24 protein-coding genes are annotated in these 26,619 nt (G+C 70.7%); 14 read left to right on the forward strand and 10 right to left on the reverse strand.

Annotation, left to right across the window (positions count from 1 at the left end; genetic code table 11):
- Nucleotides 1–63: 63 nt before the first annotated feature.
- Complete coding sequence (locus OG289_RS15430) at nucleotides 64–1,020, forward strand: DMT family transporter (RefSeq protein WP_327314587.1); 957 nt, start codon at nucleotides 64–66, stop codon at nucleotides 1,018–1,020.
- A gap of 141 nt (nucleotides 1,021–1,161) precedes the next feature.
- On the opposite strand, the gene OG289_RS15435 is transcribed toward OG289_RS15430, so the two are convergent.
- Entirely contained in the window at nucleotides 1,162–4,155 is a 2,994-nt protein-coding gene (locus OG289_RS15435) for a bifunctional [glutamine synthetase] adenylyltransferase/[glutamine synthetase]-adenylyl-L-tyrosine phosphorylase (protein WP_327314588.1), read from the reverse strand.
- Between the two features lie 137 nt (nucleotides 4,156–4,292).
- Here OG289_RS15435 and OG289_RS15440 point away from each other — a divergent pair, with 137 nt between their 5' ends.
- The 4 genes from OG289_RS15440 to OG289_RS15455 all read left to right on the forward strand — a co-directional run bounded on the left by OG289_RS15440 (nucleotide 4,293) and on the right by OG289_RS15455 (nucleotide 8,180).
- A complete protein-coding gene (locus tag OG289_RS15440) occupies nucleotides 4,293–4,760 on the forward strand; it encodes a VOC family protein (protein ID WP_327320683.1) in 468 nt (155 codons plus the stop codon).
- Between the two features lie 150 nt (nucleotides 4,761–4,910).
- Nucleotides 4,911–5,789, forward strand: coding sequence for an alkaline phosphatase family protein (locus OG289_RS15445; RefSeq protein ID WP_327320684.1), 879 nt, complete (start codon nucleotides 4,911–4,913; stop codon nucleotides 5,787–5,789).
- Between the two features lies 1 nt (nucleotide 5,790).
- Complete coding sequence (locus OG289_RS15450) at nucleotides 5,791–7,161, forward strand: MFS transporter (protein ID WP_327314589.1); 1,371 nt, start codon at nucleotides 5,791–5,793, stop codon at nucleotides 7,159–7,161.
- Entirely contained in the window at nucleotides 7,158–8,180 is a 1,023-nt protein-coding gene (locus tag OG289_RS15455) for a TolB family protein (protein ID WP_327314590.1), read from the forward strand. The genes OG289_RS15450 and OG289_RS15455 overlap by 4 nt, the downstream gene beginning before the upstream one ends.
- A 272-nt stretch (nucleotides 8,181–8,452) precedes the next feature.
- On the opposite strand, the gene OG289_RS15460 is transcribed toward OG289_RS15455, so the two are convergent.
- Nucleotides 8,453–9,814 carry a glutamine synthetase family protein gene (locus tag OG289_RS15460; protein WP_327314591.1) on the reverse strand — a complete coding sequence of 454 codons (1,362 nt, stop codon included), beginning with the start codon at nucleotides 9,812–9,814 and terminating at the stop codon, nucleotides 8,453–8,455.
- 346 nt (nucleotides 9,815–10,160) lie between these two features.
- Here OG289_RS15460 and OG289_RS15465 point away from each other — a divergent pair, with 346 nt between their 5' ends.
- Complete coding sequence (locus OG289_RS15465; protein ID WP_327314592.1) at nucleotides 10,161–11,369, forward strand: globin domain-containing protein; 1,209 nt, start codon at nucleotides 10,161–10,163, stop codon at nucleotides 11,367–11,369.
- A gap of 38 nt (nucleotides 11,370–11,407) precedes the next feature.
- On the opposite strand, the gene OG289_RS15470 is transcribed toward OG289_RS15465, so the two are convergent.
- Complete coding sequence (locus OG289_RS15470; RefSeq protein ID WP_327314593.1) at nucleotides 11,408–11,647, reverse strand: hypothetical protein; 240 nt, start codon at nucleotides 11,645–11,647, stop codon at nucleotides 11,408–11,410.
- Between the two features lie 374 nt (nucleotides 11,648–12,021).
- Between OG289_RS15470 and OG289_RS15475 the strand changes: the two genes are divergently transcribed.
- A complete protein-coding gene (locus OG289_RS15475; protein ID WP_327314594.1) occupies nucleotides 12,022–12,243 on the forward strand; it encodes a CarD family transcriptional regulator in 222 nt (73 codons plus the stop codon).
- Nucleotides 12,244–12,607: 364 nt separating this feature from the next.
- The gene (locus OG289_RS15480) at nucleotides 12,608–12,868 is read left to right on the forward strand and encodes a DUF7683 domain-containing protein (protein WP_327314595.1); all 261 of its coding nucleotides are present in this window, start codon (nucleotides 12,608–12,610) and stop codon (nucleotides 12,866–12,868) included.
- A 7-nt stretch (nucleotides 12,869–12,875) separates the two neighbouring features.
- On the opposite strand, the gene OG289_RS15485 is transcribed toward OG289_RS15480, so the two are convergent.
- Nucleotides 12,876–13,142 (reverse strand): DUF6959 family protein, encoded by a 267-nt coding sequence (locus OG289_RS15485; RefSeq protein WP_327314596.1) that lies wholly within the window; start codon nucleotides 13,140–13,142, stop codon nucleotides 12,876–12,878.
- Between the two features lie 421 nt (nucleotides 13,143–13,563).
- Here OG289_RS15485 and OG289_RS15490 point away from each other — a divergent pair, with 421 nt between their 5' ends.
- Nucleotides 13,564–13,752, forward strand: a complete 189-nt coding sequence (locus OG289_RS15490; protein ID WP_327314597.1) for a hypothetical protein — start codon at nucleotides 13,564–13,566, stop codon at nucleotides 13,750–13,752.
- 95 nt (nucleotides 13,753–13,847) lie between these two features.
- Here the strand turns inward: OG289_RS15490 and OG289_RS15495 are convergent, their stop codons facing one another.
- A complete protein-coding gene (locus OG289_RS15495) occupies nucleotides 13,848–14,300 on the reverse strand; it encodes an RrF2 family transcriptional regulator (RefSeq protein ID WP_327314598.1) in 453 nt (150 codons plus the stop codon).
- A 205-nt stretch (nucleotides 14,301–14,505) separates the two neighbouring features.
- Between OG289_RS15495 and OG289_RS15500 the strand changes: the two genes are divergently transcribed.
- Entirely contained in the window at nucleotides 14,506–15,171 is a 666-nt protein-coding gene (locus OG289_RS15500) for a DUF3105 domain-containing protein (protein ID WP_327314599.1), read from the forward strand.
- A gap of 11 nt (nucleotides 15,172–15,182) precedes the next feature.
- Nucleotides 15,183–15,785, forward strand: a complete 603-nt coding sequence (locus tag OG289_RS15505; protein WP_327314600.1) for a DUF305 domain-containing protein — start codon at nucleotides 15,183–15,185, stop codon at nucleotides 15,783–15,785.
- 212 nt (nucleotides 15,786–15,997) lie between these two features.
- On the opposite strand, the gene OG289_RS15510 is transcribed toward OG289_RS15505, so the two are convergent.
- Nucleotides 15,998–16,204, reverse strand: coding sequence for a hypothetical protein (locus OG289_RS15510; protein ID WP_327314601.1), 207 nt, complete (start codon nucleotides 16,202–16,204; stop codon nucleotides 15,998–16,000).
- A gap of 427 nt (nucleotides 16,205–16,631) precedes the next feature.
- Here OG289_RS15510 and OG289_RS15515 point away from each other — a divergent pair, with 427 nt between their 5' ends.
- Both OG289_RS15515 and OG289_RS15520 read left to right on the forward strand, forming a co-directional pair.
- Nucleotides 16,632–18,572 (forward strand): S53 family peptidase, encoded by a 1,941-nt coding sequence (locus OG289_RS15515; protein ID WP_327314602.1) that lies wholly within the window; start codon nucleotides 16,632–16,634, stop codon nucleotides 18,570–18,572.
- An 83-nt stretch (nucleotides 18,573–18,655) separates the two neighbouring features.
- On the forward strand, nucleotides 18,656–20,410 hold the full coding sequence (locus OG289_RS15520) for an NAD+ synthase (RefSeq protein WP_327314604.1): 1,755 nt from the start codon (nucleotides 18,656–18,658) through the stop codon (nucleotides 20,408–20,410).
- 240 nt (nucleotides 20,411–20,650) lie between these two features.
- On the opposite strand, the gene OG289_RS15525 is transcribed toward OG289_RS15520, so the two are convergent.
- From OG289_RS15525 to OG289_RS15540, 4 genes are all read right to left on the reverse strand, one after another.
- Nucleotides 20,651–21,880 carry an MFS transporter gene (locus tag OG289_RS15525; protein ID WP_327314606.1) on the reverse strand — a complete coding sequence of 410 codons (1,230 nt, stop codon included), beginning with the start codon at nucleotides 21,878–21,880 and terminating at the stop codon, nucleotides 20,651–20,653.
- A gap of 108 nt (nucleotides 21,881–21,988) precedes the next feature.
- Nucleotides 21,989–23,050 (reverse strand): endonuclease/exonuclease/phosphatase family protein, encoded by a 1,062-nt coding sequence (locus OG289_RS15530; RefSeq protein WP_327314607.1) that lies wholly within the window; start codon nucleotides 23,048–23,050, stop codon nucleotides 21,989–21,991.
- Nucleotides 23,051–23,231: 181 nt separating this feature from the next.
- Nucleotides 23,232–23,873 (reverse strand): TetR/AcrR family transcriptional regulator, encoded by a 642-nt coding sequence (locus OG289_RS15535; protein WP_327314608.1) that lies wholly within the window; start codon nucleotides 23,871–23,873, stop codon nucleotides 23,232–23,234.
- 52 nt (nucleotides 23,874–23,925) lie between these two features.
- Nucleotides 23,926–25,518: an MFS transporter gene (locus OG289_RS15540; RefSeq protein ID WP_327314610.1), complete on the reverse strand. Its 1,593-nt coding sequence runs from the start codon at nucleotides 25,516–25,518 to the stop codon at nucleotides 23,926–23,928.
- A gap of 180 nt (nucleotides 25,519–25,698) precedes the next feature.
- Here OG289_RS15540 and panB point away from each other — a divergent pair, with 180 nt between their 5' ends.
- Nucleotides 25,699–26,574: a 3-methyl-2-oxobutanoate hydroxymethyltransferase gene (panB, locus tag OG289_RS15545; RefSeq protein WP_327314612.1), complete on the forward strand. Its 876-nt coding sequence runs from the start codon at nucleotides 25,699–25,701 to the stop codon at nucleotides 26,572–26,574.
- Nucleotides 26,575–26,619: the final 45 nt, after the last annotated feature.

A 26,619-nucleotide genomic window follows, 5' to 3' on the forward strand; every position in this document is an offset into this window, starting at 1 on the left:
CTTAATGAACCATCCAAAACATTTCACTTGTCCTCATACATCGAGCAGGCGACCGTAAGAGCCATGCCCTCCACCCTCCGCATGGCCGCACTGGCCCTCTTCTGGGGCTCCGGCTTCCTCTGGATCAAGCTGTCCCTCACCCACGGCCTCACCCCCACCCAGATCACCGTCACCCGCTGCGCCCTGGGCACAGCCGTACTCCTCCTCCTGGCCCGCAGGGCCGGCCAGCGCCTCCCACGCTCCAAGTCGACCTGGCGCCACCTCGCCATCGCCGCCCTCTTCTGCAACGCCCTCCCCTTCGCCCTGTTCGCCCTGGGCGAGCAGCACGTCGACTCAGGGATCGCGGGCGTCCTCAACGCCACCACCCCCCTCTGGTCCCTCCTCATAGGCATCGCCCTCGGCACCGACCGCCCCCTTCCCCCCACTCGCCTGACAGGCCTCCTCCTGGGCTTCGCCGGCACGCTCCTGATCTTCGCCCCCTGGCACCGGGAGGGCCTCCTCACCTGGCCGGCCCTGGCGCTCCTCACAGCAGCAGCGAGCTACGCAGCGGCTTTCGCCTACATGTCCCGCCACCTCACGACCAACGACACCCCCCTGGCCATGTCAGCGGCCCAACTCCTGGCGGCCACAGCCTGGACGACCCTGGCCCTCCCCACAGCACCCCCCTCCCACCCGGACGCCACCGCCGTCCTCGCCGTCATCACCCTCGGCATCCTCGGCACAGGCATGACCTTCTACCTCAACTACCGCCTGATAGCGGACGAGGGACCCACCGCAGCGGCAACAGTCGGCTACCTGCTCCCCGTGGTCTCCGTAGCCCTGGGCGCAACAGTCCTGGACGAAAACATCAGCCCACGCGTCCTGGCAGGCATGGCGGTAGTACTCCTGGGCGTAGCCCTGACCCGCAGGAACCACAGGCCACCCCGCAACACCCGCACCCGCACCCGCACCCGCACCCGCACCCGCACCGGAAAGACGGCGGGAGCGGGCCGTGGCGGTGCGTCGCAGCCCGTCGCTTAGCTCGTCACTGCCAACAGCACCAAGGAAACAGGCAGCAGTACGCCCGACACGCGACGGGCTCGACGCACCGCCACGGCCCCGACCCACCCCCTCACCCCTCACCCCGGGGCGGGACAGCCGACCCGACCCGACCCGGCCTGCCTACCCCCCGTAGAACAGCTCGTCCACCACACCCCGAGCCCGCCGCGCGGTACGCCGATAGTCGTCCAGCATGTCCCCCACCCGCCCCGGCCCGTACCCCAAGTACCGCCCCACGGCGACCAGTTCACGAGGATCGGACGGAAACGTGTCCCCGGCGCGCCCCCGCACCAGCATCACCGCGTTACGCACCCGGGTGGCCAGCACCCAGGCCTCGTCCAGCGTCCCCGCGTCCTCCTCCGAGATGAGCCCGGCGCCACATGCGGCGGCGAGCGCCTCCCGTGTGCGAGTGGTCCGCAACCCCGCCTCCGTACAGCCGTGCCGCATCTGGAGCAACTGCACGGTCCACTCCACGTCGGAAAGCCCTCCCGGCCCGAGCTTGGTGTGCAGCTTGGGATCGGCCCCCCGGGGCATCCGCTCCGCCTCCATACGAGCCTTGAGCCGCCGGATCTCCCGAACGGCGTCCTCTCCCAGCCCGCCCTCCGGATAGCGCAACGGATCAACGAGTTCGATGAACCGACGCCCCAACTCCTCGTCGCCCGCGACAGGTTCGGCCCGCAGCAGCGCCTGCGACTCCCAACCCAGCGACCACCGCCGGTAGTAGGCCTCGTAGGACTTCAACGACCGCACGAGCGGCCCGGACTTGCCCTCCGGACGCAGATCGGCGTCCACAAGAAGCGGCGGATCGGCGCTGGGCATCTGGAGCAGCCGACGCATCTCGGAGACGACCTTGTTGGCGGCGTCCGTGGCCTCCCGCTCGTCGACACCGTCCCGAGGCTCGTGCACGAACAGCACATCGGCGTCGGACCCGTACCCCAGCTCATGCCCCCCGAAGCGCCCCATCCCCACCACGGCGAAGCAGGTGGGCAGAGTGTCCCCCCACCCCTCGCGCACGACCGCCCGCAGGGTCCCGGCCAGCGTGGCGGCCGTGAGATCCGAGACGGCCCCGCCCACCAGGTCCACGAGAGCCCCCTGGTCGGCCTCGACCGGCTGCGACTCGGTCCCGTAGGAGCCGACGATGTCCGCGGCGGCCGTACGGAACAGCTCACGCCGGCGGACCCCACGCGCCGCGGTGACCGCCTGCACCACCCCGTCGGCCCGCCCCACCGCGGCGAGTATCTCCTGCTCCAGCTGAGCCCGCCCACGCGGCTCGAGCCCCCCGCCGTCCCCGTCCCCGAGCAGCGCCACCGCTTCGGGCGCCCGCATCAGCAGATCGGGGGCGAGCCGCCCGGCGGACAGCACACGCGCGAGATTCTCCGCGGCGGCCCCTTCGTCCCTCAACAACCGCAGATACCAAGGCGTCTTGCCCAGCGCGTCCGACACCTTGCGGAAGTTCAGCAGACCCGCGTCCGGATCGGCGGAGTCCGCGAACCAGCCCAACAGCACTGGCAGCAAGGTGCGTTGGATGGCGGCCTTGCGCGTGACACCGGAGGCCAGCGCCTCCAGGTGACGCAACGCGGAGGCGGGATCGGCGTACCCGAGCGCGACGAGCCGCTCCCGGGCCGCCTCAGGACTCAACCGGCTCTCACCGGGCGCCAGTTGGGCGACGGCGTCGAGCAGGGGCCGATAGAACAGCTTCTCGTGCAGCCGCCGCACCACGGCCGCATGCCGCTTCCACTCCCGCCCCAGTTCGACGACCGGGTCGGTTCGCAGCCCGAGCGAGCGGCCGAGCCGCCGCAGCTCGGCCTCGCTCTCCGGAACGAGATGAGTCCGCCGCAGCCGGTAGAGCTGGATCCGATGTTCCATGGACCGCAGAAACCGATAAGCGACATCGAGCTGCTCAGCGTCGGCCCGCCCGACATAGCCCCCCGCGGCGAGCGCCTGCAACGCATCGAGCGTGGTCCCGCTCCGCAGGGAAACGTCGGCCCGCCCGTGCACCAGCTGCAGCAGCTGCACGGCGAACTCGACGTCCCTCAAGCCCCCCGGCCCGAGCTTCAGTTCACGCTCGACCTCGGCGGCCGGAATGTTCTCGACGACCCGCCGCCGCATCTTCTGCACGTCGGTGACGAAGTTCTCCCGCTCGGCGGCCTTCCACACCAGGGGTTCGACGGCGGCGACGTACTCGGCCCCCAGTTCCAGATCCCCGGCCACCGGCCGCGCCTTCAACAGGGCCTGGAACTCCCAGGTCTTGGCCCACCGCTGGTAGTACGCCAGATGACTGCTGAGCGTCCGCACCAGCGGCCCGTTGCGCCCCTCGGGCCGCAGATTGGCGTCGACGGGCCAGATCGACCCTTCCACGGTGGTCTCGGAACAGATCCGCATCATGTGCGAGGCGAGCTTGGTGGCGGCCCGCAGCGCCTTTCCCTCATCGGCCCCGCCGACGGCCTCGCCCACGAAGATGACATCGACGTCCGACACGTAGTTCAACTCGTGCCCGCCACACTTGCCCATGGCGATGACGGCAAGCCGGCACAACGCGGCGTCGTCGGGCGCGGCGGCCCGCGCCAGCCCCAGAGCAGCCCGCAACGTGGCCGTGGCAAGATCGGCGAGCTCGGCGGCGGTCTCGGCGAGATCGGTCGTCCCGCACACATCACGCGCGGCGATGGACAGCAGACACCGCCGATAGGCGACGCGCAGCAGCACAGGATCCGTGGCCTCGGCCAGCCCCCGCTCGAACTCCTCGACCCCGGGATGCAGATCCCGGGGCTCGTACGTGACCAGCGCCTCCCAGTCCCTCGGATGCCTGGCAAGGTGATCGACGAGCGCGGCGGACGCCCCCAGCACCCCCAGCAGCCGGTCCCGCAGCGGCTTGGCCGCTATCAGCGTGTCGAGCAGCTCCCGCCGGGCGGTGTGCCCGGGCTGCGCCTCCAGCAGCCGGACGAGACCGTGCAGGGCGAGGTCGGGATCGGCCGTGCCCCCGAGGGCCTCCAGCAGAAAGGGATCACTGCGCACCGGGGACAGCTCGGGCCCGTCCAGGAGCCGCTCGGCGGCGGACGGATCGGTGAAGCCGTGCCGCAGCAGCCGCGTGAAGGTACTGCTCCTGCGCCCCGGCGCCATCCAGGCCTCCTCGTGCGATCAAGGTCGTCCGCACTTGAGCCTAACCCTCACCCCACAGTGGCGCTCCGGTCCGGTTTCGGGTTCTGTGGGGGAGAGCTGCGTGCAGGGAGCGACAGGGAGTCCCCATGACCACGAACATGAACATGACCCTCGAAGTGATTCTGCTGCCGGTGTCGGACGTGGACCGGGCCAAGGAGTTCTACCGCGACAAGGTCGGCTTCCACGTCGATCTCGACGGCGAGGTGATGGAGGGCGTGCGCATCGTGCAGCTCACCCCGCCCGGCTCGGGCTGTTCGATCGCCCTGGTGGAGGGCCTCCAGGTCCCGACGGGAACCCCCCAACCGGGCACGTACCACGGCATGCAGCTCTGCGTGACGGACGCGAAGGCGGCGTACGAGGAGCTGACCGCCCGGGGCCTGGAGGTCACCGAACCCCAGCAGTTCGCCCCGCGGGACGGAGCGACCTTCATGTACTTCAAGGACCCGGATGGCAACGGCTGGGCGATCCAGGAGTACCGGCGCCGTGAGACCGAGCCCCTGCACAAGGTGCTGGCGGCGTCGGCAGAGGCGACCGGGCCGACGGAGCCGACCGGCCGGCGGCGTTAGTTCACCCGCTCTTCATCCTGCGGGTTGAACGACGTGAGCGACGGGAATCTTGGCGTGTGCATGCTCTAGCCGCACCGCCGCCCCGCCCTTCCCCCACCGGAGGTTGATGTGTCCGGCAGTTCTGGCAGTTCCGGCAGTTCCGGCAGTTCCGTGTATCGCCGCAGCCGTGCGGTCGTGGCGTCCGCGCTCGCCCTCACGGCGGCCGCCGTCAGCCTGTGGTCCGGGCTCGGCGGCTCCTCCTCGCCCGCCCGGGCCGCGGCCGGCGTGCCGACCCCGGACCACGTGGTCGTCGTGGTCTTCGAGAACCACGCCTACAGCCAGGTGATCGGCTCCTCCAGCGCCCCGTACATCAACTCGCTCAAGACCGGCGGGGCCAACCTCTCCCAGGCGTACGCCGAGACCCACCCGAGCCAGCCCAACTACTTCGCGCTGTTCTCCGGCTCCACCCAGGGCATCACGGACGACAGCTGCTACTCGCCCGGCTTCTCCTCGGCCGCGAACCTCGCCTCGGAACTGATCGCGGCCGGCCGCACCTGGGCCAGCTACAACGAGACGCTGCCCAGCCAGGGCTCGACGACGTGCAGCAGCGGCAACTACGCCCGCAAGCACAACCCGTGGTTCGGCTTCAGCAACGTCCCGACGTCGACGGCGAAGACCTTCGCGCAGTTCCCGACCGACTACTCGACGCTCCCCCAAATGTCCTTCGTCGTCCCCAACCTGTGCAGCGACATGCACGACTGCTCGGTGGCGACCGGCGACACCTGGCTGAAGAACAGCCTGAGCGCCTACGCCACCTGGGCCAAGACCCACAACAGTCTCCTCGTCGTCACCTTCGACGAGGACAACCGCCTCGCCGGCAACCGCATCCCGACGGTCCTGTACGGCCAGCCGGTGACGGCGGGTTCGAGCTCGTCGACGACGTACAACCACTACAACCTGCTGCGCACCCTGGAGGACAGCCAGGGCCTGACGACCCACGCCGGCAACGCGGCCTCCGCGACGGACATCACGGGGATCTGGGCCTCCTGACATGTACGTAGCGGACAGCCGCGCCGGCGCGCCCGGTGTCACGGCGTCCGCGGACGGCGTCGCCCGGCCCCCCGCCGGGCGGCGTCGCGCCGCGGTCGCCCCCACGGTCCTCGCGCTCGGCACGGTCAGCCTGATCACCGACGTGTCGTCGGAGATGGTGACGGCCGTGCTCCCCCTGTACCTGGTGGCGGGCCTCGGTCTGTCCCCGCTGGGCTTCGGGCTCCTGGACGGCGTCTACAACGGCTTCTCGGCCGTCGTCCGCCTGGTCGGCGGCCACCTCGCCGACCGCGGCGGCGGCCGCCACAAATGGGTTGCGGGCGCGGGCTACGCCCTCTCGGCGCTGTGCAAGCCCCTGCTGCTCCTGGCACACACCCTGACCCCCATCGGCCTGATCCTGGCCGCCGACCGCACCGGCAAGGGCCTGCGCACGGCCCCCCGCGACGCCCTGATCTCGCTCTCGTCCACACCGGAGACCCGCGGACGCGCCTTCGGGGTGCACCGGGCGATGGACACGGCGGGCGCACTGCTCGGGCCGCTCGCGGCGTTCCTGATCCTGCGGGCGACGGTGGACGGCTACGACGCCGTCTTCACGGTGAGCTTCTGCGTGGCGGTGGTCGGGGTACTGGTCCTGGTCCTGTTCGTACCGGGCGCCTCCGCACCACCCGCACCGTCCACGAAACCCAAGCCACCCACGAGACTCACGCCACCCACGGCATCCGCACCGCCCACGGCCGAACCCGACAAGGCCGCAGGCCCGGCCGCCCCTCCGCCCGTCCGCCCCACCCTCCGGGCCGCCCTCGCCCTCCTCCGCGGGCGCGACCTGCGCCGCATCACGCTGTGCGCCCTGCTGCTGGGCCTGGCCACGATCAGCGACTCCTTCGTCTACCTGCTGCTGCAACGCCGCCTGGGCGTCCCCGACCGCTGGTTCGCCCTGCTGCCGCTGGGCACGGCGGCGGCGTTCCTGCTGCTGGCCGTGCCGCTGGGCCGGCTGGCGGACCGTATCGGCCGCCGACGGGTCTTCCTGGCGGGCCACGGAGCACTCCTCCTGGCCTACGCGATACTGCTCACGTCCTGGCACGGCCCGGCGCTGCCGTACACCGTCCTGCTCCTGCACGGCGGCTTCTACGCGGCGACCGACGGCGTGCTGATGGCGGCGGCCTCGGACAGCGTGCCGGAGGAACTGCGCTCGTCGGGACTGGCCGTCGTCCAGACCGGCCAGGCGCTGGCCCGCTTCGCCTGCTCGCTCGGCTTCGGAGCCGCCTGGACGCTGTGGGGCGACCGTACGGCGCTCATGGCGTCGACGACCGCGCTGGCGGTGTGCGCGGTGTTCTCGCTGACCGCCCTACGCCCCGTCCGGGAGGCCGTTTCATGACCCTGCGCAACCGCATCCTGATGCTCCTCGCGGCGGTCGCCGTACTCGCCGGCGTGGCGACGGCCTCGGTGCTGCACGCGTCGGCGCGGGCGGAGCAGCGGGACCAGGTCCAGGCCGGCGGCCCGAAGGTCACCGCGGGCCGGATCACCCTGACGGACAGCGGCCGCATGGTGTTCCGCAACCTGGCCTGGGGCCCGCACCGCGACGAACTCACCACGGTCCCGGCGAACGCCCCCGCCGGCCCGCGCACCGCCTCGGGCGTCAAGTGCCTCCGCTTCTACGCCGCTTCGGGCACGGGAGTCTGCCTCCAGGCGGTGCACGGCGCGGTGACGGACACCTACCGCGCCCTGATCCTCGACGCCCACCTCAAGGAGACGGCCCGCTACGACGTCCCCGGCATCCCCTCCCGCGCCCGGGTCTCCCCCTCCGGGCACTTCGCAGCCTGGACGGCGTTCGTCGGCGGCGACTCGTACGCGGGCACGAACTTCTCGACCCGGGCGGCGATCGTGGACACGCGCACGGGGAAGCTGACCCCGTCCCTGGAGGCGTTCCGCATCATCAAGGACGGCCACGTCCACCACGCGGCGGACGTCAACTTCTGGGGTGTGACCTTCGCGGCGGACGACCGCACCTTCTACGCGACGCTGGCCACCAAGGGCAAGACGTACCTGATCAAGGGCGACCTGAAGACCCGTACGGTGACCACGCTGCACACGAACGTGGAGTGTCCGTCCCTCTCCCCCGACGGCACCCGCGTCGCCTTCAAGAAGCGAGTGCCGGGCCTGGCGAAGGACGCCCCCTGGCATCTGTACGTCCTCGACCTGGGGACGATGCGCGAAACCCCGCTCGCGGAGTCCCGCAGCGTCGACGACCAGGCGGTCTGGCGCGACGACCACACGGTGGTCTACGCCCTGCCGGGCGACTACGGCGCGGACCTGTACGCCATCCCGTCCGACGGCACGGGAAAGCCGCGGCGCATCAGCACCGCGGCCGTGTCCCCCGCGTTCGTCCGGCCGTGAAGCGGCCGGCGGACCGGCGGGGTGTCGCGCGGCCTTCCCGCCGCGGAGCCGGGAAGCGCGCCCGGCGGATTGGAGCGCAGCCGGGGCTTGAACGGGGAAGCGAAAGATGTAACAGCTCCTGCCTTCCGGCGAGCACCGCGTGCGCATCCGGCGCGTGCGATTCGCTCTGACGGCCTGGAGACGGCCCAGGGGCGGTGAGACGCCGAGGGGCCAACGGTCCACGACCGTCGGCCCCTCATGTCGTCGTAGCGAGAAACCCGCCCCGACCTGCCCTACAGCACAGGCAGGTTCTTCCGCAGCTCGAAGGCGGTGACCTCGGAGCGGTACTCCTCCCACTCCTGGCGCTTGTTGCGCAGGAAGAAGTCGAAGACGTGCTCACCGAGCGTCTCGGCGACGAGGTCGCTGCGCTCCATCAGGGTCAGCGCCTCGCCGAGGTTCTGCGGGAGCGGCTCGATGCCCATGGCCCGGCGCTCGGCGTCCGACAGCGCCCAGACGTCGTCCTCGGCGCCCGGCGGAAGCTCGTAGCCCTCCTCGACACCCTTGAGGCCGGCGGCGAGCAGCATGGCGTATGCCAGGTAGGGGTTGGCGCCGGAGTCGAGGGAGCGGACCTCGATGCGCGCGGAGCCCGTCTTGCCGGGCTTGTACATCGGGACGCGGACGAGCGCGGAGCGGTTGTTGTGACCCCAGCAGATGTAGGACGGCGCCTCGCCGCCCGCACCGGCCGTGCGCTCGGAGCCGCCCCAGATGCGCTTGTAGGAGTTGACCCACTGGTTGGTGACGGCGGCGATCTCGGCGGCGTGCTTCAGCAGGCCCGCGATGAACGACCGGCCGACCTTCGACAGCTGGTACTCCGCGCCGGACTCGTAGAACGCGTTCCGGTCACCCTCGAAGAGGGAGAGGTGCGTGTGCATGCCGGAGCCCGGGTGCTCGCTGAACGGCTTCGGCATGAAGGTCGCCTGGACCCCCTGCTCCAGCGCGACCTGCTTCATGACCAGGCGGAACGTCATGATGTTGTCGGCCGTGGAGAGCGCGTCGGCGTAGCGCAGGTCGATCTCCTGCTGGCCGGGGGCGCCCTCGTGGTGGGAGAACTCGACCGAGATGCCCATCGACTCCAGCATGGTGATCGCCTGGCGGCGGAAGTCCATGCCGACGTTGTGCGGGGTGTGGTCGAAGTAGCCGGAGTTGTCGGCCGGCGTCGGCCGGGAGCCGTCGGTCGGCTTGTCCTTCAGCAGGAAGAACTCGATCTCCGGGTGGGTGTAGAAGGTGAAGCCCAGGTCGGAGGCGCGGGCGAGGGCGCGCTTCAGCACGTACCGCGGGTCCGCGAAGGACGGCGAGCCGTCCGGCATGAGGATGTCGCAGAACATGCGGGCGGTGCCGGGCGCCTCCGCGCGCCAGGGCAGGACCTGGAAGGTGGACGGATCCGGCTTCGCGATCATGTCGGACTCGTAGACCCGGGCGAAGCCCTCGATCGCGGATCCGTCGAAGCCGATGCCCTCATCGAATGCCTGTTCGAGCTCGGCGGGGGCCACGGCGACGGACTTGAGGAAGCCCAGCACGTCCGTGAACCACAGCCGTACGAACCGGATGTCGCGCTCCTCCAACGTCCGGAGCACGAACTCCTGCTGCTTGTCCATCTTCCGCTTCCCCATCCTTGCTGGTCAGGCCGCCTGTCTCCCGTCCCACGAAAGAGGCGGTCGGGCACCTGAGCATCACACCACAACACCATTTCGTGCGCGTTGCGGACCATGATCGCCTCGGCGACCCGGGCCTGAACGCCTCACGTCCGGCAGATGTACCGCCTCACGTCCGGCAGGCGTACTGCTCTGCCGCCCATCTTGCCTGCTCGGACCGACATCTGTAATGCCCGACCTCCTCCGTCTCCCCCCACACACTAAATTTGCATCTCAGATGCAAGTTTAACTAGCGTGCCGGACAGCCGGACGGCGGGTCACCGCCGTCCCCGAAACCCAAGGAGTCCCGATGCTGTCCGAACAGTCCGCGGCCACCGTCCGCGCCACCCTCCCCGCCGTGGGCGCGGCCATCGGCGAGATCAGCGAGCGCTTCTACGCCGGCCTGTTCGCGGCGCACCCGGACCTCCTGCGCGACCTGTTCAACCGCGGCAACCAGGCGGCGGGCACCCAGCGCCAGGCCCTCGCGGGCTCGATCGCCGCCTTCGCCACCCACCTCGTCGAGCACCCGGAGGACCGCCCGGACGCGATGCTCACCCGCATCGCCCACAAACACGCCTCACTCGGCATCGCGCCCGAGCAGTACGAGGTCGTCCGCGAGCACCTCTTCGCCGCCATCGCCGACGTCCTGGGCGAGGCGGTCACCCCCGAGGTCGCGGCGGCCTGGGACGAGGTCTACTGGCTGATGGCGAACGCCCTGATCGCGATCGAGCGCCGGCTGTACGAGGAGAGCGGGTTCGGCGAGGGCGGCGAGCGCGGTGACGCGTGGCGGGAGTGGGAGGTCGTGGAGCGCGTCCAGGAGACCGCGGACGTCGTCTCGTTCCGCCTGCGCCCGCTCGACGACGCCCCGGTACGGGACTTCCGCGCCGGCCAGTACGTGTCCGTCCGCACCCGACTCGCCGACGGTGCCCGCCAGATACGCCAGTACAGCCTCTGCGGCACGCCGGGTTCGGACGTGCGCCGGATCAGCGTCAAGCGCGTGTCCGGCGGTGCGACGACCCCGGAGGGCGAGGTCTCGAACCACCTCCACGCGCACGTGGAGGTGGGCAGCGTGCTGGAGCTCTCCGAGCCGTACGGCGATCTGGTCCTGGACGACGTCCAGAGCGCCCCGCTGCTCCTGGCCTCGGCCGGCATCGGCGTCACCCCGATCGTCGCGATGCTGGCCCACCTGGCGGCCACCGGCCACGGCACCCCGGTCACCATCGTCCACGCGGACCGCTCCCCCGCGGACCACGCCCTGCGCACGGACCACGAGACGTACGCGGCGAAGCTGCCGGACGCGTCCGTACACCTCTGGTACGAGCGCGAGGCCCCGGAGTACGCCCGGACGGGGCTGGCCGACCTCACGGACGTTCCCGTCGCACCGGGCACGCGCGCGTACCTGTGCGGCCCGCTGCCGTTCATGCGGGCGGTGCGAGCACAACTGATCGAGAAGGGTGTCGCCCCCGCGGACGTGCACTACGAGGTGTTCGGCCCGGACCTGTGGCTGGCGCGGGCCTGAGAAAACCGGACCGCGCGACCGGACCGCAGGAGCGGACCTCAGGGGTGGACGGGCAGTCCGGGCAGCCGACCGGGGTCGTAATGCGCGCGGGCGAAGGCGTCGTCGGCCCGGTGGACGACGTCGGGCCGAGGCGGGCCGGGCCACACGCTCACAAAGTGCTCCTCGACCGACTCGTCCCCCGCGCGCACCTCACCCGCGTCCCGCCCGCGCGCCCGCACCCGAACCCGGTACCACCCCGCTCCGGCGGTGGCGAAGTTCCCGGCGTCCCACAGGTTCACCCTGCGTCGACGCACATGCAGGTCGCCGAGCCACCGTCACGCAGATGCGGGGCGACCGCAGCCTGGCAACCGCGCGTGCGCCACGGGGAGCACCGAGATTCGCTGCACGGCCTGGTTCCAGCCGGCTCCGGCCGGGTGCCGGCCCGGCCACGACCCGGCTCCGGGCCCCGCCCTGGCCCGGCTCTGGGGAGAAGGCCCCGTCAGCACCCTGGCGCGGCCTTCTTCCACGCCGGAGCGGGCCGTCCAGCCGTCCCCGACGGCACCGGGCGAGCCGGACATCTCGCATCAGGGTTGGAAGATCCACTTGATCGCCGAGCGAACGGGGTCGCGGACGGCCGCACCGATCGGACGCGCGCTGGCGCATACTGGTGGCAATGACAAAGCCAGCTGCCCCGAAGCGTTATTTGCCTACCAGCCCCTTCAAGGCCCCGGTCGCGCCGGTTCCCAAGCAGTTCGCCGTGGGTGACCAGGTCACCCATGACATGTACGGCCTCGGCCGCGTGGTCGGCATCGAGGATGGGATCGCGGTGCTTGTGGATTTCGGCTCGGCTCAGGAGCGGATCTTGAGTCCCTACTCCAAGATGAGCAAGCTGTAACACCGCTGTGCCCGGTCACGGCAGACCGGGTCCCCTCATGACTCCGTAACGAATGGGAGACCTCTCATCGACCTGACCTCGCTGTTCTCCGCTCCGGAGGGGGCGCCTCGTGGTGCCGCCACAGCATCGCCTCCTCCGACGACGAACCCCTTCCAAGCCCCGGACTTCGGTGAGGACGAGACGTTCTCGCTCGACGACGCGCAGGCATCCCTCCCGGGCCCGTTCGGGGCTCAGCGCAAGGCGGGCTAGCTCCGACGACGACCGAGCAAGCCTCACAACCGCGCACTCCCCCGGCTCCGCGGCCTCCCCGGGCTCACGGTGCCGGTACGCGGGCATGCCGGTATGCCCGTCCTATGATCAGTGGATGTCTACGGAAGAACCCGAGGTCGTCTGGATCCTGGAGGGATTCGGCAAGGCGGACGACACCTTGCGCGCGGAGCGTCCCATCAGCCGGGAACAGATGCTCCGGTTGCGGGAAGTGATCACGCCGGATGCGGACGACCCCTGGATGATCAACTCCTACCCCGTGCCCGTCGAGACATGGCCCTCGGTGGACGCGATTCTGCGATGCGGGCCACCGGATCCGGAACTTGGCCATCTGATGGGCGCGTACAGGGCCGGTTGAGCCGGACTCAGTACGGGCGCGGGATCTCGTGGTCCTCCAACGCCGTCGCGTAGCGCTCCAGCAGGGCGTCGAGGCCGGCCAGGAGGAGGCCGGCGGCGTCGCGGGCGTCGGTCAGGTCACCGCGGTCGCACGCCTCCACCAGCTCGGCCGCGTCGGTGCGGAGGATGTGCAGGGAGTCGCCCTGCACCAGAACTCCGGGGAGCCGACGACCGGGCAGGCGGACCACGGCGTCGTTGCCGCCGGTGGTGAACAGTTCTGCTTCGATGCGTTCCATGGGGCCATCCAATCCGGCGTGACCGCGAGGTCGCCGTGCGGGGCTGCTGCCCTGGTGGGGTGGCTGTCATCATCGCTGGACGACGGACGGGAAACTACCGGCGGGTTGGACTCTCGAGGAGATCCGCGACGTCTCCGGCGACCTGGAGGCCACGACTCTCGGCGTCGATCGCGTCGTGACGTGGCTGCGCCGGCCTACGGGTGAAGACGAACGGCTCTGCCCCGACATCGTTCTGGGTTTCCATGGACTGTGTCCGGTGAAGGCCGTCAACGACGACGACTGGTACATGGGCAGTCTGAACGACGACGGCAGCGTCGACTGCCGGGCTGCCTACAGCGGTCTCCACGAGGCACTGCGCGGTCTGTAGCCCTCGCGGCAGACGGAGGACAGCACGGCAGGCCGCGGCTGGAAGCGGGGGGCAGTGAGCAGGAGACGTTATGTCGCCAGGGGGGTACCCGGCGGCTACCGGATCTGGGACAACCGGGGGCGCCGGTGGTGGGGGGATCTCTACGACCTGTGCCCGGACGATCTTCTCACCGAGCTCAACGGCCGGGCGGACCCGGAACGGATCACCGCGTTGATGAGGTACTACCGGGCCCGGAAGCGGTAGCGACGACCGCCCACCGCGGCCCCCGACAGCCAGCCCGCAACCCCCGACCGCCGACCGCGGCCCCCGACCGCCCGGCGGCGTCGGTACCGCCGGAATCACGCCGGTCGTCCCGTGATCCCCAGCAGCAGCGGGCCCGTCGGTTCCCTCACGATGTCCGCGACCGTGATCGGGTCCAGGGACGCGAAGAACGCCTCCTGGGCGCGGCGCAGGGCGCCGCGGAGGCGGCAGGCCGAGTTCAGGGGGCAGGGGGTGGCGCCCTCGCAGTCGACGACGTCGCCGTCGCCCTCGAAGGCGCGGACCAGGCCGCCCACCGACGCCGTACGGCCCTTCTCCGTCAGGGCCAGGCCGCCGCCCCTGCCCCGGCGGGCCTCCAGCAGGCCCAGGTGCTGGAGCTCGGCCACGACCTTGGCCGCGTGGGTGTAGGGGACCCCCATCGCGGCCGCCACCTCGCGTGTCGTGGGGGTGGCCTCAGGGGTCTCGTCCGCCTCCGCCACCGCGAGCCTCATGAGGACGCGCAGCGCAAGGTCGGTGGATCGCAACAGCCGCATGGGAGGAAGCGTAGATAATGCGCATCTACGCTTCAAATTATCCCTCCGGCGCCTTCCCCGCCTCGGCTCCTTCCCGGTTTTCGCCGTCTTGACCGTGACCTGCCTACGAGATCCCCGACCCTCCCCATTACGATCGGCTGACCCGTTAGACAGAAGCAGCAGAACACCTCCCGTCCCGCCCCTTTCCCCCAGAAGGACAGGCCTCATGGGTTCCGCCAACAAGACCAGCAGCGCGGCGCGCAAGGCGCGCATAGAGGAGATGCGGCGGGCCGAGCAGGCCCGTGAGCGGCGTAACCGGCTTCTCACGATCACCGGCAGTGTCGTCGCCGTCGCCGCGCTCGTCACCGGTGGCGTGTTCGTCGTGAAGTCGCAGTCCGGCGACGACTCCTCCAGCGCCGCCGACTCCAAGTCCTCGGGGCACTTCGTCACCGGCTCGGACGGGGTCAGGACGTGGAAGGGGACCCTCGGCCGCACCCACGTCGCCAAGACCGTGAAGTACCCGGTCGAGCCCCCCGTCGGCGGTGACCACAACCAGGTGTGGATGAACTGCAACGGCGACGTCTACACCAAGGCCCTCAACAACATGAACGCCGTCCACTCGCTGGAGCACGGCGCGGTCTGGGTGACCTACAACAGCAAGGCGAGCAAGGCCGACATCGCCGCGCTCGCCGCCAAGGTCAAGAAGACGCCCTACACCCTCATGAGCCCGGACGACGCCCAGGCCGACCCGATCATGCTCACCGCGTGGGGACACCAGCGCACGGTGACCAGTGCGAGCGACGCGAACGTGGACAAGTTCTTCGCCAAGTTCGTCCAGGGCGAGCAGACGCCCGAGCCGGGCGCTGCCTGCACGGGTGGTCTGCCGCAGTGAGGTATGCGGGCGTGGCGGTCGCCGTGGCCGGGGTGCTCGTCGCCGCCGGGGCCATCACCTACTCCGTGGCCGAGGACGGTTCGGCGGGCACCGCTCCCCCCGCCGCCGACTCCGCCGACGCCGGGTTCGCCCGGGACATGGCGGTGCACCACCAGCAGGCCGTCGAGATGTCGTACATCGTGCGCGACCGGACGACCGACGCGGACGTACGGCGGCTCGCCTACGACATCGCGCAGACGCAGGCCAACCAGCGCGGCATGCTGCTCGGGTGGCTCGATCTCTGGGGGCTGCCGAAGGTGTCGTCCGACGCGCCCATGACCTGGATGGGCATGGGCGCAATGAGCGACGGCGAGGACGGTGCCCTCATGCCCGGCATGGCCACCAACGCCGAGATGAAGAAGCTCGGCACGCTCAACGGCAAGCAGGCCGAGGTCTTCTACCTCCAGCTGATGACCGACCACCACAAGGGCGGTGTCCACATGGCCGACGGGTGTGTCGACAAGTGCACCGTCGGCGTGGAGAAGCGGCTCGCTCAGGGCATGGTCGAGGCCCAGGAGTCGGAGATCAAGCTCATGGCGGACATGCTGAAGGAGCGGGGTGCCGAAGCCCGGTAGGCCCGGTAGGCCCGGTAATCCCTGGGCCGACCGTGAAACCGTTTGAGGGGACGGCGATTGCGCACGCACGCGTCACGGAGTGCCAAGACCGCTGGCCGGGTGGGGAGTCAGGGGCGCGTGGGGCGTACGACCCCCTCGGGGCCGGCCGCCGCCCGATTGCCGGCCCCGCAGCGCACGGCTGGCAACGCCGCCGTCACACGGGCCATCGCCATTCAGAGGGACGACGACCCGGCCGGCCGTCCCGGGGCGACACCGCCCGCTACGCCGAGCGTCCCGTCGAGCACCCGCAATGGCCGCGGTTCCAGGTCCTGATGCGGCAGGCCGGGTTCGACCGGGACACCCTCGAAGCCGTGCGGCAGCTCCTCATGGAAGGCATTCGGCAGCAGGAGGGGCTGGAGGCCTCGCTCGGTGACGCGCATCCGATCCGGCCCCAGCGGCGTTCCCGGCGCTCCCGGCGCTCAGGGAACGACCGGCAGGGGTATCCGCTGTGCACGACCGCCGACGGGACCGTCCGGGAGGTCTGGCGCGATCTGCTGGTCGACGACGCGCCTTGCCCGCAGCGGGACTTGTGCGTCGCGGCCCTCTACGACCACCTGCTCCGAATGCATGACCCGGGCAACCCGCACTCCGCCCGCGCGCACGACGAGATGCGCGCCCGGCCGAAGACCTGGCATGAGGATCTTCAGCCGGACGTAACACTGCCGAAAGGATCTAAACCCCAAATCGCCTGCGACAGCGATTACTTGGGGGCTTCTTGGGTTTCGCATTCCCCTGGCATGAACGGTTCAGGTCCAGAGTGGCCGAGGCGAGTGATCTACTCGCGTCGAACCACATACAGGGGGTCCTATGAGATCCAACCGCGCCGCGCTGCGCGCCGGAGCGAGCATGGCAGCGACACTGCCCATGATCGCCGGCGCGCTGGCGCTCGGCATACCCGCGGCGCACGCCGCGGACAGCCCCGCCCGTGACACGCTGGCCGGGACCAAGCCCGCGTGGGCCACGACCAAGGCGGACAAGGGCTCGACCCCGGACAGCGCCCAGGTCTCCGCCCGGGTCTACCTCGCGGGACGTGACGCCGCCGGCCTCGCCGCGTACGCGAAGGCCGTGTCCGACCCCGATGCGTCCGCCTACGGCAAGTACCTCTCCGCCGGACAGGCGCAGGCCCGCTTCGGAGCGACCGAGGCGCAGGTGGCCGCGGTCAAGTCATGGCTGACGGCGGCCGGCCTGAAGGTGACGGGCACGACCGAGCACTACGTCTCCGTCAGCGGTGAAGTGGCCGCCGCCGAGAAGGCGTTCGGCACCCAGCTGCACAACTTCGCGAAGAGCGGCAAGACTTACCGCGCGCCCGCGAAGGCGGCCTCGGCGCCCGCGAGCCTCGACGGTGCCGTCCTGACCGTCACCGGTCTGGACAACGCGCCGCACAAGGCCGCCTCGAAGGACCAACTGCCGCCGCCGGACGCCGTGTTCAAGAACGCCGGGCCGTTCTCCTCGTACTACGGCTCCAACACCGCGAGCACCCTCCCGTCGGCGTACGGCAAGAAGATCCCGTACGCCGTCCAGGGGTACACCGGCAAGCAGCTGCGGGCCGCCTACGGTGCCGGGACGTACACCGGCAAGGGCGTGCGCATCGCCATCACCGACGCGTACGCCTCGCCGACCATCGCCTTCGACGCGGCCACCTACGCGAAGGCGCACGGCGACGCGGCCTGGAAGACGGGCCAGCTGACCCAGGTCCTGCCGAAGAACTACACCAAGACCGAGGAGTGCGGGGCGGCCGGCTGGTACGGCGAGGAGACCCTCGACGTCGAGGCCGTGCACGCGGTCGCGCCGGACGCGAACGTCACGTACTTGGGCGCCGCGTCCTGCTACGACGACGATCTGCTCGACTCGCTCAGCAAGGTCGTCGACAACCACCTGGCCGACATCGTCTCCAACTCGTGGGGCGACATCGAGGCCAACCAGACGCCGGACCTCGCGGCCGCCTACGACCAGGTCTTCCAGTTCGGCGCGGTCGAGGGAATCGGTTTCTACTTCTCCTCCGGCGACAACGGCGACGAGGTCGCCAACACCGGCACGAAGCAGGTCGACACCCCGGCCAACTCGGCGTGGGTGACGGCGGTCGGCGGCACCTCGCTGGCCGTCGGCAAGGGCGACAAGTACCTGTGGGAGACCGGCTGGGGCACCGAGAAGGCCTCGCTGTCGGCCGACGGCAAGAGCTGGACGGGCTTCCCGGGCGCGTTCACCTCGGGTGCGGGCGGCGGCACCAGCAAGACCGTCGCCGAGCCGTACTACCAGAAGGGCGTCGTTCCGAACGCGCTGGCCACGGCCAACAGCGCGGCCGGCAACCGTGTCGTCCCGGACATCTCGGCGATCGCCGACCCGAACACCGGCTTCAAGGTCGGCCAGACCCAGACCTTCCCGGACGGGTCGCAGCAGTACAGCGAGTACCGCATCGGCGGCACCTCGCTCGCCGCACCGGTGATCGCGGCCGTGCAGGCGCTGGCCCAGCAGGCGCACGGCGGCAAGGCGATCGGCTTCGCCAACCCGTCGATCTACTCCAAGTTCGGCTCCCGGGTCTACCACGACGTCACGGACAACCCGACGGGTTCCGGGCTCGCGGTCGCGCGCGTCGACTTCGCCAACGGTTACGACGCGGCCGACGGGCTGCTGACCTCCGTCCGCAGCCTCGGCAAGGACAGCTCGCTGTCCGCTGTCAAGGGTTACGACGACGTCACCGGCGTGGGAACGCCCGCAGGCGGTTACGTGGAGTCGTACCGCAAGCACTGAGACAGTGCACGGTGGCGGGTGGCGTGAGGTGGACGACACCTCGCGCCACCCCATCGCGTCGCTTTGACGATTAGACTGGCCCCGTGCCTCAACTTCGTCTCGCTCTGAACCAGATCGACTCGCGCGTCGGCGACCTCGTCGGCAACACCGAAACGATCCTCCGCTGGACCCGGCACTCCGCCGAGCAGGGAGCGCATCTCGTGGCGTTCCCGGAGATGGCGCTGACCGGGTATCCCGTCGAGGACCTCGCCCTGCGCTCCTCCTTCGTCGAGGCCTCCCGCGCGGCCCTGCGCACGCTCGCCGTGCGCCTCGCCGACGAGGGCTTCGGCGATCTGCCGGTGGTCGTCGGTTACCTCGACCGGTCGCAGGACGACCAGCCGAAGTTCGGCCGCCCGGCCGGCTCCCCGCGCAACGCGGCGGCGGTGCTGCACGGCGGCGAGGTGGTCCTGTCCTTCGCCAAGCACCACCTCCCGAACTACGGCGTGTTCGACGAGTTCCGCTACTTCGTGCCGGGCGACACCATGCCGGTGCTGCGTGTGCACGGCGTCGACGTGGCCCTCGCGATCTGCGAGGACCTCTGGCAGGACGGCGGCCGGGTGCCCGCCGCGCGTTCGGCGCAGGCGGGCCTTCTGCTCTCCGTCAACGCCTCCCCCTACGAGCGTGACAAGGACGACACCCGCCTGGAGCTGGTCCGCAAGCGGGCCCAGGAGGCGGGCTGCACCACCGCCTACCTCGCGATGATCGGCGGCCAGGACGAGCTGGTCTTCGACGGCGACTCGATCGTCGTCGACAAGGACGGCGAGGTGATCGCGCGGGCCCCGCAGTTCTCGGAAGGGTGCGTGGTCCTGGACCTCGACCTGCCCGCGGCCGCCGCCGACGCGCCGACGGGCGTCGTCGACGACGGTCTGCGCATCGACCGCGTGGTGCTCTCGCAGGACCCGCTGGCGGCGTACGAGCCGGAGCTGTCCGGCGGGTACGCGGAGCGGCTGGACGACGCCGAGGAGATCTACTCGGCGCTGGTCGTGGGCCTGCGGGCGTACGTCGCGAAGAACGGCTTCACGTCGGTGCTCATCGGGGTGTCGGGCGGTATCGACTCGGCGCTCGTCGCGGCGATCGCGTGCGACGCGGTGGGCGCGCAGAACGTGTACGGCGTGTCGATGCCGTCGAAGTACTCCTCCGAGCACTCCAAGGGCGACGCGGCGGAGCTGGCCCGGCGTACGGGGCTGAACTTCCGTACGGTGCCGATCGAGCCGATGTTCGACGCGTACATGGGTTCGCTGGGCCTGACGGGCCTGGCCGAGGAGAACCTCCAGTCCCGGCTGCGCGGCACGCTCCTGATGGCGATCTCCAACCAGGAGGGCCACATCGTGCTGGCCCCCGGCAACAAGTCGGAGCTGGCGGTGGGTTACTCCACGCTGTACGGCGACTCGGTGGGGGCGTACGGGCCCATCAAGGACGTGTACAAGACGTGGATCTTCCGGCTGGCGGAGTGGCGCAACCGCGCCGCCGCCGAGCGGGGCCAGACCCCGCCGATCCCGGAGAACTCGATCACCAAGCCGCCGAGCGCGGAGCTTCGCCCCGGGCAGGTCGACACGGACTCCCTCCCGGACTATCCCGTCCTGGACGCGATCCTGGAGCTGTACGTCGACCGGGACCAGGGGGCGGACGCGATCGTCGCGGCGGGGTACGACCGTGAGCTGGTCGTGAAGACCCTGCGCATGGTCGACACGGCCGAGTACAAGCGGCGTCAGTACCCGCCGGGTACGAAGATCTCGGCGAAGGGCTTCGGCAAGGACCGCCGCCTGCCCATCACGAACGGCTGGCGCGAGTCGGTCTAACCGGCCCGGCACGGGGGCGGGCATCCCTGGGGGCTCCGCCCCCGGACCCGCAACCTGTGCCCACCACCCGTCTCGGCAGGTGAATGAGGCACCGGTCAGGACCACTCAGCCCGTCCGGCGTGCGAGAAGGAGGCCCCTTTCGGGCCGAAGCGGGGGGCTCGGGGGGCAGCCCCCAGGGACGGGGCGGGAAGGGCAAGGGCGGCGGGGGCGAACCCGACACGGCGCCCGCCCCGCTGCCCCTCAGTGCTGCAACGCCTCCTCCGGCTCCCGCACCACCCCGCCCGTCGCGACAACCCGCTCGCGACCGCCGTGGGCCTGCGGAACCCGCCGCGCATCCACCACGTACGCCACCCCCGCCACCGCCAGCCCCAGCACCGCCAGCGCCGCGCCCGCGACCGCCGGAGACGTGACGCCGAAGCCGGCCGCCAAGGCCAGGCCGCCGATCCACGCGCCGCCCGCGTTCGCCAGGTTGAACGCCGCCTGGTTGGCGGAGGAGGCCAGCGACGGGCCGGCCGCCGCCTTCTCCATCACCATCAGGTTCAGCGGGGAACCCGTCACGAACGCCGCCACGCCCAGCAGGACCACGGCCAGCCCCCCGCCCCACGCCGTCGTCATCAGCAGCGGGAAGAAGGCCAGTACGACCGCCAGTGACGTCAGGCCGGCGAACAGCGTGCCCCGCATCGCGTGGTCGGCGAGGCGGCCGCCCACCAGGTTGCCGGCCGTCGCGCCGACGCCGAACAGCGCCAGCAGCAGCGTCACGCTGGAGTCGGCGTACCCGGCGGAGTCCGTCAGCATCGGCGTGATGTAGCTGTACGCGGAGAACAGGGCGCCGAAGCCCGCCACGGTCGTACCGAGCGCCAGCCAGACCGGGAGCGACTTCAGGGCCGCCAGCTCGCGGCGCAGGCCGATGGCGGGCGCGTGGCTGTGGTCGTGCGGGATCAGCAGGGCCAGGGAGGCGATCGCCGCCAGACCGATCACGCTGACGCCGAGGAAGGTCGCGCGCCAGCCGAGGTGCTGGCCCATGAGGGTGGCCACGGGGACGCCCACGATGTTGGCCACGGTCAGGCCGAGGAACATCAGCGACACCGAGCGGGCCTTGCGCTCGGGCGCGACCAGGTTCGTGGCCACCACGGCGCCCACGCCGAAGAAGGCGCCGTGCGGAAGTCCGCTGAGGAAGCGGGCGGCCAGGAGCGAGTCGTAGCCGGGGGCGAAGGCCGAGAGGGCGTTGCCCGCGACGAACAGTCCCATCAGGGAGATCAGGACGGTCCGGCGGGGCGCCCGGGCCGTCACCGCGGCCAGCAGGGGCGCGCCGATGACGACGCCGAGCGCGTACGCCGAGACCAGGTGTCCGGCCGTCGGGATCGAGACGTGCAGGTCGGCCGCGACGTCGGGCAGCAGGCCCATCATCACGAACTCGGTGGTGCCGATGCCGAAGGCACCCACGGCCAGGGCGAGCAGGGCCAGGGGCATGGAGGACTTGCCTTTCAGGGAGAGCGGGTTCCGTTCATCATACGGTTCGTATGTTCACTGGCGGAACAAACTCTTCCCGGCCCGGTATTCCAGCGGATGACCCGCTGGTTACGGTGTGGTGACCTTCACACGCGCGGCCACCGGGAGGTGGTCGCTGCCCGTCCGGGGCAGGGTCCAGGACGTGAGCGGGTCCACGCCCTTCACCATGATCTGGTCGATCCGCGCCATCGGGAACGACGCGGGCCAGCTGAAGCCGAAGCCGCTGCCCGCCGCGCCCTGTGTGGAGCGCATCTGGGAGGTCACCGCGTTGAGCGAGCGGTCGTTCATGGTGCCGTTGAGGTCGCCGAGCAGGATCACCCGGGTCAGTGTCTCGTCGGCGATCGCCTCGCCCAGCGCGTCCGCGCTCTTGTCGCGCTGCCGGGCGGTGAACCCCGCCTGGAGCTTCACCCGCACCGAGGGAAGGTGGGCGACGTAGACGGCGACCTGCCCCTGCGGCGTCGCGACCGTCGCCCGCATCGCGCGCGTCCAGCCCAGCTTGATGTCGACGGGCTTCACGGCGCTCAGCGGGTACCTGCTCCACAGGCCGACCGTGCCCTGCACCGAGTGGTACTTGTACGTCGCCGCCAGCGCCTTCTCGTACACCGGCACCGCCGAGGCGGTCAGCTCCTCCAGCGCCAGCACGTCCGCCTCGGACTCGGCCACGTCACGGGCGGTCCCGGAGGGGTCGGGGTTGTCGGCGTTGACGTTGTGGGTGGCGACGGTGAGGTCACCGCCGCTGCCGGTCTTGTCGCCGAGCAGCCCGCCGAAGAGGTTCAGCCAGACCACGGCCGGAAGGACGACGGCGATCAGCGCGGTCGCCGACTTGCGCACCAGCGCCAGCACCAGCAGCACCGGTACGAACACGCCGATCCAGGGCAGGAAGGTCTCCGTGAGGCTGCCGAGGTTGCCGTAGCGGTTGGGGATGCGCGAGTGCACCAGCATGACCAGGGAGAACGCCAGCGCGAACCCGGTGAGGACCAGGCCCCGGCGCCAGATGCGCGGATCGCCGCGCCATCCCCCGAGGGCCCGCTCGAGCAGAGTGCCGATCAGGCGCCGAAGCCGGGCTCCCCGAGGCTCGGGTCCCGAGCCGCCGTTGTCGTCCGTCTCCGTCATGTACGCCTGCTGCGCCATACCGTCGCCTCACTGCCTGCCGTGCACACCGTCCGTCCCCCGGGTACGACCCTAGGGGATGATCGGGTTTGTTCTCGCCGTCCCGTGACGGCCGTACGGGCACAAGGACGAACGGGGCGGTCCCACGGGTTCCGACCCCGGGGCGCACGGACCGGTCTGTGACGAAACGTGCACATTGGGGTTAGGCAGCCGGGTAGCTGACGGGGCGTAGGCCGGCCAGCAGCGTGTCCACGATGCGCTCCGGGAGGTCCTCGGGGAGTTCGGCGTCGGGGCGCAGGACGGCGCGGACGAGCATGGGGCCGACGACGATGTCGTTCACCAGTTCCACGTCCAGGTCGGCGCGGAGTTCACCGTTCTCCTGGCCCCGGCGCAGGACTTCGATGCCCATCCTGCGCCGGGGTGCTATGACCGAGTTGTGGTACGCCGCCCAGATCTTCGGGCTGCTCTTCATCTGGGCGTGGACGTTGTACAGGATCGCCGAGGACCGGTTGGCGAGGCCCCGTTGGCGCAGCCCCTCCAGCAGCACGATCAGGTCGTCGCGCAGGGAGGTGCCCGGGAGCGCTTCGGAGTCCTCTGGTTCGGCGGCCCGCAGGACGTCGACGAAGAGTTCCTCCTTGCCGCTCCAGCGACGGTAGATGGTGGCCTTGCCGACACCGGCGGTACGGGCGATGCGCTCGATGGAGATCTCGGCGAGTGGGACGCCCTCCTCCAGCAGCTTCATCGTCCCCTCGATGATGGCCCGTTCCACGGCCTCGCTCCGGGGCCGCCCCCGGGCGGGCTGCTCCGCGGTTCCGCTGTCGGTCCCGCTGTCGGCGAGGGTCACGTCCACTGGTCCTTTCCTGATCCTTTCGTCGTACCGGGAAATTGTCACCCGCCTACGACTTCGCCCGGACCAACTCCCCTTCCTCCGTGTCCTCCTGCGCGGGCTTCGGCCTGCCCGGCAGGAACACGGCCACCACGACCGCGCCCGCGAGGGCCACCCCGGCGCCGCACAGGGCGGTGACGTGCATGGCGTGCAGGAAGGCGTCGTTGGCGGGAGCGACCAGCACCTTGCCCTGGTCGCCGAGCTTCGCGGCGACCCCGAGCGTCGCCTCGATGGACTCGCCCGCCGTGTCGCGCAGACCGGCCGGCAGCGCGCCGAGACGGCCCTCGATGCCGTCGCGGTACGAGGTCGACAGCACGGAGCCGAGGACGGCGATACCGAGCGCGCCGCCCACCTGCCGGAAGGTGTTGCTCAGCGCGGAGGCGGAGCCGGCCTTCTCGCGGGGCAGGGCCTGCATGATGACGACGCTGGTCGGGGTCATGATGTGGGCCATTCCGGCGCCCATGCAGAAGAAGACGACCTCCAGGAGCCAGATCGGGGTGTCGGCGTCCAGCGTGGCGAACGCGACCAGCGTCGCCGCGAGGACGAGCATCGCCGCCGTCGTCGTGGCCCTGATCCCTATGCGGTCCACGACCAGCCGGGCGCGCGGCGCGAAGATCAGCTGGGCGGCGGCCAGCGGCAGCATCAACAGGCCCGTCTTCAGCGGCGAGTAGCCGCGCACGCTCTGGGTGTAGAAGACCGAGAAGAAGGTCACGCCCATCAGCGCGAAGAAGACCAGCGCGATGACGGCGATCGCGGCGGAGAACACCTTGTTCTTGAAGTAGCTGACGTCGATGGACGGATGGTCGCTGCGCTTCTCGAACACCACGAAGGCGGCCAGGACGACGAGACCGGCCCCTATGGTCGCCAGCACGGTCGGGTCCGTGAAGTCGGCCAGTTCGCCGCCCTTGATGATGCCGTAGACGAGCAGCACGAGGCCGACGACCGACAGGACGACGCCGACGGGGTCGACACGGCCGGGGCTCGGGTCGCGGGACTCGGGCACCAGCCACAGCATCAGCCCGAACGCGAGCAGCACGATCGGCACGTTGATGAGGAAGACCGAGCCCCACCAGAAATGGTCGAGGAGAAGACCGCCGGTGATGGGGCCGATGGCGATGGCGAGTCCGACGCCGCCCGCCCAGATGCCGATCGCCTTGGGCTGCTCCTCGCGCTCGAAGACGTTCATCAGGACGGCGAGGGTGGCGGGCATCACGAAGGCGGCGCCGAGGGCCATCAGCGCGCGGAAGGCGATGAGCTGGGCGGGCGAGCCGGACTCCGCGGCGAGCGCGGAGCCGATACCGAAGACGGCGAGCCCGCCGAGCAGGACCTTCTTGCGGCCGATCCGGTCGCCGAGGAGCCCGGCGGAGAACAGCAGTCCCGCGAAGACGAGCGTGTAGGCGTTGATCGCCCACTCCAGCTCGCTCTGGGTGGCGCCGAGCCCGGTCGGGGCGGGCGTCGAGATCGTCTTGATCGCGACGTTCAGGATCGAGTTGTCGAGCACCACGATCAGCAGGCTCAGCATCAGGACGCCGAGGATCGCCCAGCGAAGCCGGTGCACCGCTTCCGGTATACGCGGCGCGCTGGGGACGGCAGGAGTAGTCATGCCGTCGAGCCTAGAACACTTTCGATACGAGACCGTCTCGTATCGATTTTCTTACCGTGTTTCTTACTGAGGCCTTACCCACAAGGGGCGCTCTGGCCCTCCCTGGCACGAGGTGCCACCATGGGAGGCGGTCCGGGGACGCCGTGAGGGCGCCTCGAGATGACGTAAGGAGCCGTTGCAATGACGCAGCTTTCGGCTGCCCAGCCTGCACAGCAGAAGACCTCCGACGGCAGCAAGGCGCTGTACGGGGGCAAGGGCACACGCCGTATCACCGTCCGCGACATCGCCCTCGCCAAGGAGCGCGGCGAGAAGTGGCCCATGCTCACCGCCTACGACGCGATGACCGCGTCCGTCTTCGACGAGGCCGGGATCCCCGTGATGCTGGTGGGCGACTCGGCGGGCAACTGCCACCTGGGGTACGAGACGACCGTGCCCGTCACCCTCGACGAGATGACCATGCTGTCGGCCGCGGTCGTACGCGGCACGCAGCGCGCCCTGATCGTGGGCGACCTGCCCTTCGGCTCCTACCAGGAGGGCCCGGTGCAGGCGCTGCGCTCGGCGACCCGCCTGGTGAAGGAGGCCGGGGTCGGGGCCGTGAAGCTGGAGGGCGGCGAGCGCTCGCACCGGCAGATCGAGCTGCTGGTGGAGTCCGGCATCCCGGTCATGGCGCACATCGGCCTGACCCCGCAGTCCGTGAACGCGATGGGTTACCGCGTGCAGGGACGCGGCGAGGAGGCCGCCCAGCAGCTGCTGCGGGACGCGAAGGCCGTGCAGGACGCGGGCGCGTTCGCGGTGGTCCTGGAGCTGGTTCCGGCGGAGCTGGCGGCCGAGGTCACGCGGGTGCTGCACATCCCGACGGTCGGCATCGGCGCCGGCCCGGAGACGGACGCGCAGGTGCTGGTGTGGACCGACATGCTGGGGCTGACCGGCGGGCGGGTCCCGAAGTTCGTGAAGCAGTACGCCAACCTGCGTGAGGTCATGGGCGACGCGGCGAAGGCGTTCGCGGAGGACGTCGTCGGCGGGACGTTCCCGCAGGAGGAGCACAGCGTCCACTGAACGGTGCGCTGCCGCTGAGCCCTGCCCCCGGGCCACCGCCGCACC

The sequence above is a fragment of the Streptomyces sp. NBC_01235 genome (assembly GCF_035989285.1).
Lineage (GTDB): Bacteria > Actinomycetota > Actinomycetes > Streptomycetales > Streptomycetaceae > Streptomyces.

Excerpts from the sequence above, each read along its gene's own strand:
- OG289_RS15465 (WP_327314592.1), top strand. The coding sequence starts at position 10,161 with ATGCTGTCCGAACAGTCCGCGGCCACCGTCCGCGCCACCCTCCCCGCC.
- OG289_RS15450 (WP_327314589.1), top strand. The coding sequence starts at position 5,791 with ATGTACGTAGCGGACAGCCGCGCCGGCGCGCCCGGTGTCACGGCGTCC.
- OG289_RS15530 (WP_327314607.1), bottom strand. The coding sequence starts at position 23,050 with ATGGCGCAGCAGGCGTACATGACGGAGACGGACGACAACGGCGGCTCG.
- OG289_RS15440 (WP_327320683.1), top strand. The coding sequence starts at position 4,293 with ATGAACATGACCCTCGAAGTGATTCTGCTGCCGGTGTCGGACGTGGAC.
- OG289_RS15500 (WP_327314599.1), top strand. The coding sequence starts at position 14,506 with ATGGGTTCCGCCAACAAGACCAGCAGCGCGGCGCGCAAGGCGCGCATA.
- OG289_RS15540 (WP_327314610.1), bottom strand. The coding sequence starts at position 25,518 with ATGACTACTCCTGCCGTCCCCAGCGCGCCGCGTATACCGGAAGCGGTG.
- panB (WP_327314612.1), top strand. The coding sequence starts at position 25,699 with ATGACGCAGCTTTCGGCTGCCCAGCCTGCACAGCAGAAGACCTCCGAC.
- OG289_RS15515 (WP_327314602.1), top strand. The coding sequence starts at position 16,632 with ATGAGATCCAACCGCGCCGCGCTGCGCGCCGGAGCGAGCATGGCAGCG.
- OG289_RS15525 (WP_327314606.1), bottom strand. The coding sequence starts at position 21,880 with ATGCCCCTGGCCCTGCTCGCCCTGGCCGTGGGTGCCTTCGGCATCGGC.
- OG289_RS15480 (WP_327314595.1), top strand. The coding sequence starts at position 12,608 with ATGTCTACGGAAGAACCCGAGGTCGTCTGGATCCTGGAGGGATTCGGC.
- OG289_RS15460 (WP_327314591.1), bottom strand. The coding sequence starts at position 9,814 with ATGGACAAGCAGCAGGAGTTCGTGCTCCGGACGTTGGAGGAGCGCGAC.
- OG289_RS15430 (WP_327314587.1), top strand. The coding sequence starts at position 64 with ATGCCCTCCACCCTCCGCATGGCCGCACTGGCCCTCTTCTGGGGCTCC.
- OG289_RS15435 (WP_327314588.1), bottom strand. The coding sequence starts at position 4,155 with ATGGCGCCGGGGCGCAGGAGCAGTACCTTCACGCGGCTGCTGCGGCAC.
- OG289_RS15485 (WP_327314596.1), bottom strand. The coding sequence starts at position 13,142 with ATGGAACGCATCGAAGCAGAACTGTTCACCACCGGCGGCAACGACGCC.
- OG289_RS15455 (WP_327314590.1), top strand. The coding sequence starts at position 7,158 with ATGACCCTGCGCAACCGCATCCTGATGCTCCTCGCGGCGGTCGCCGTA.
- OG289_RS15475 (WP_327314594.1), top strand. The coding sequence starts at position 12,022 with ATGACAAAGCCAGCTGCCCCGAAGCGTTATTTGCCTACCAGCCCCTTC.
- OG289_RS15510 (WP_327314601.1), bottom strand. The coding sequence starts at position 16,204 with ATGCGCGTCACCGAGCGAGGCCTCCAGCCCCTCCTGCTGCCGAATGCC.
- OG289_RS15495 (WP_327314598.1), bottom strand. The coding sequence starts at position 14,300 with ATGCGGCTGTTGCGATCCACCGACCTTGCGCTGCGCGTCCTCATGAGG.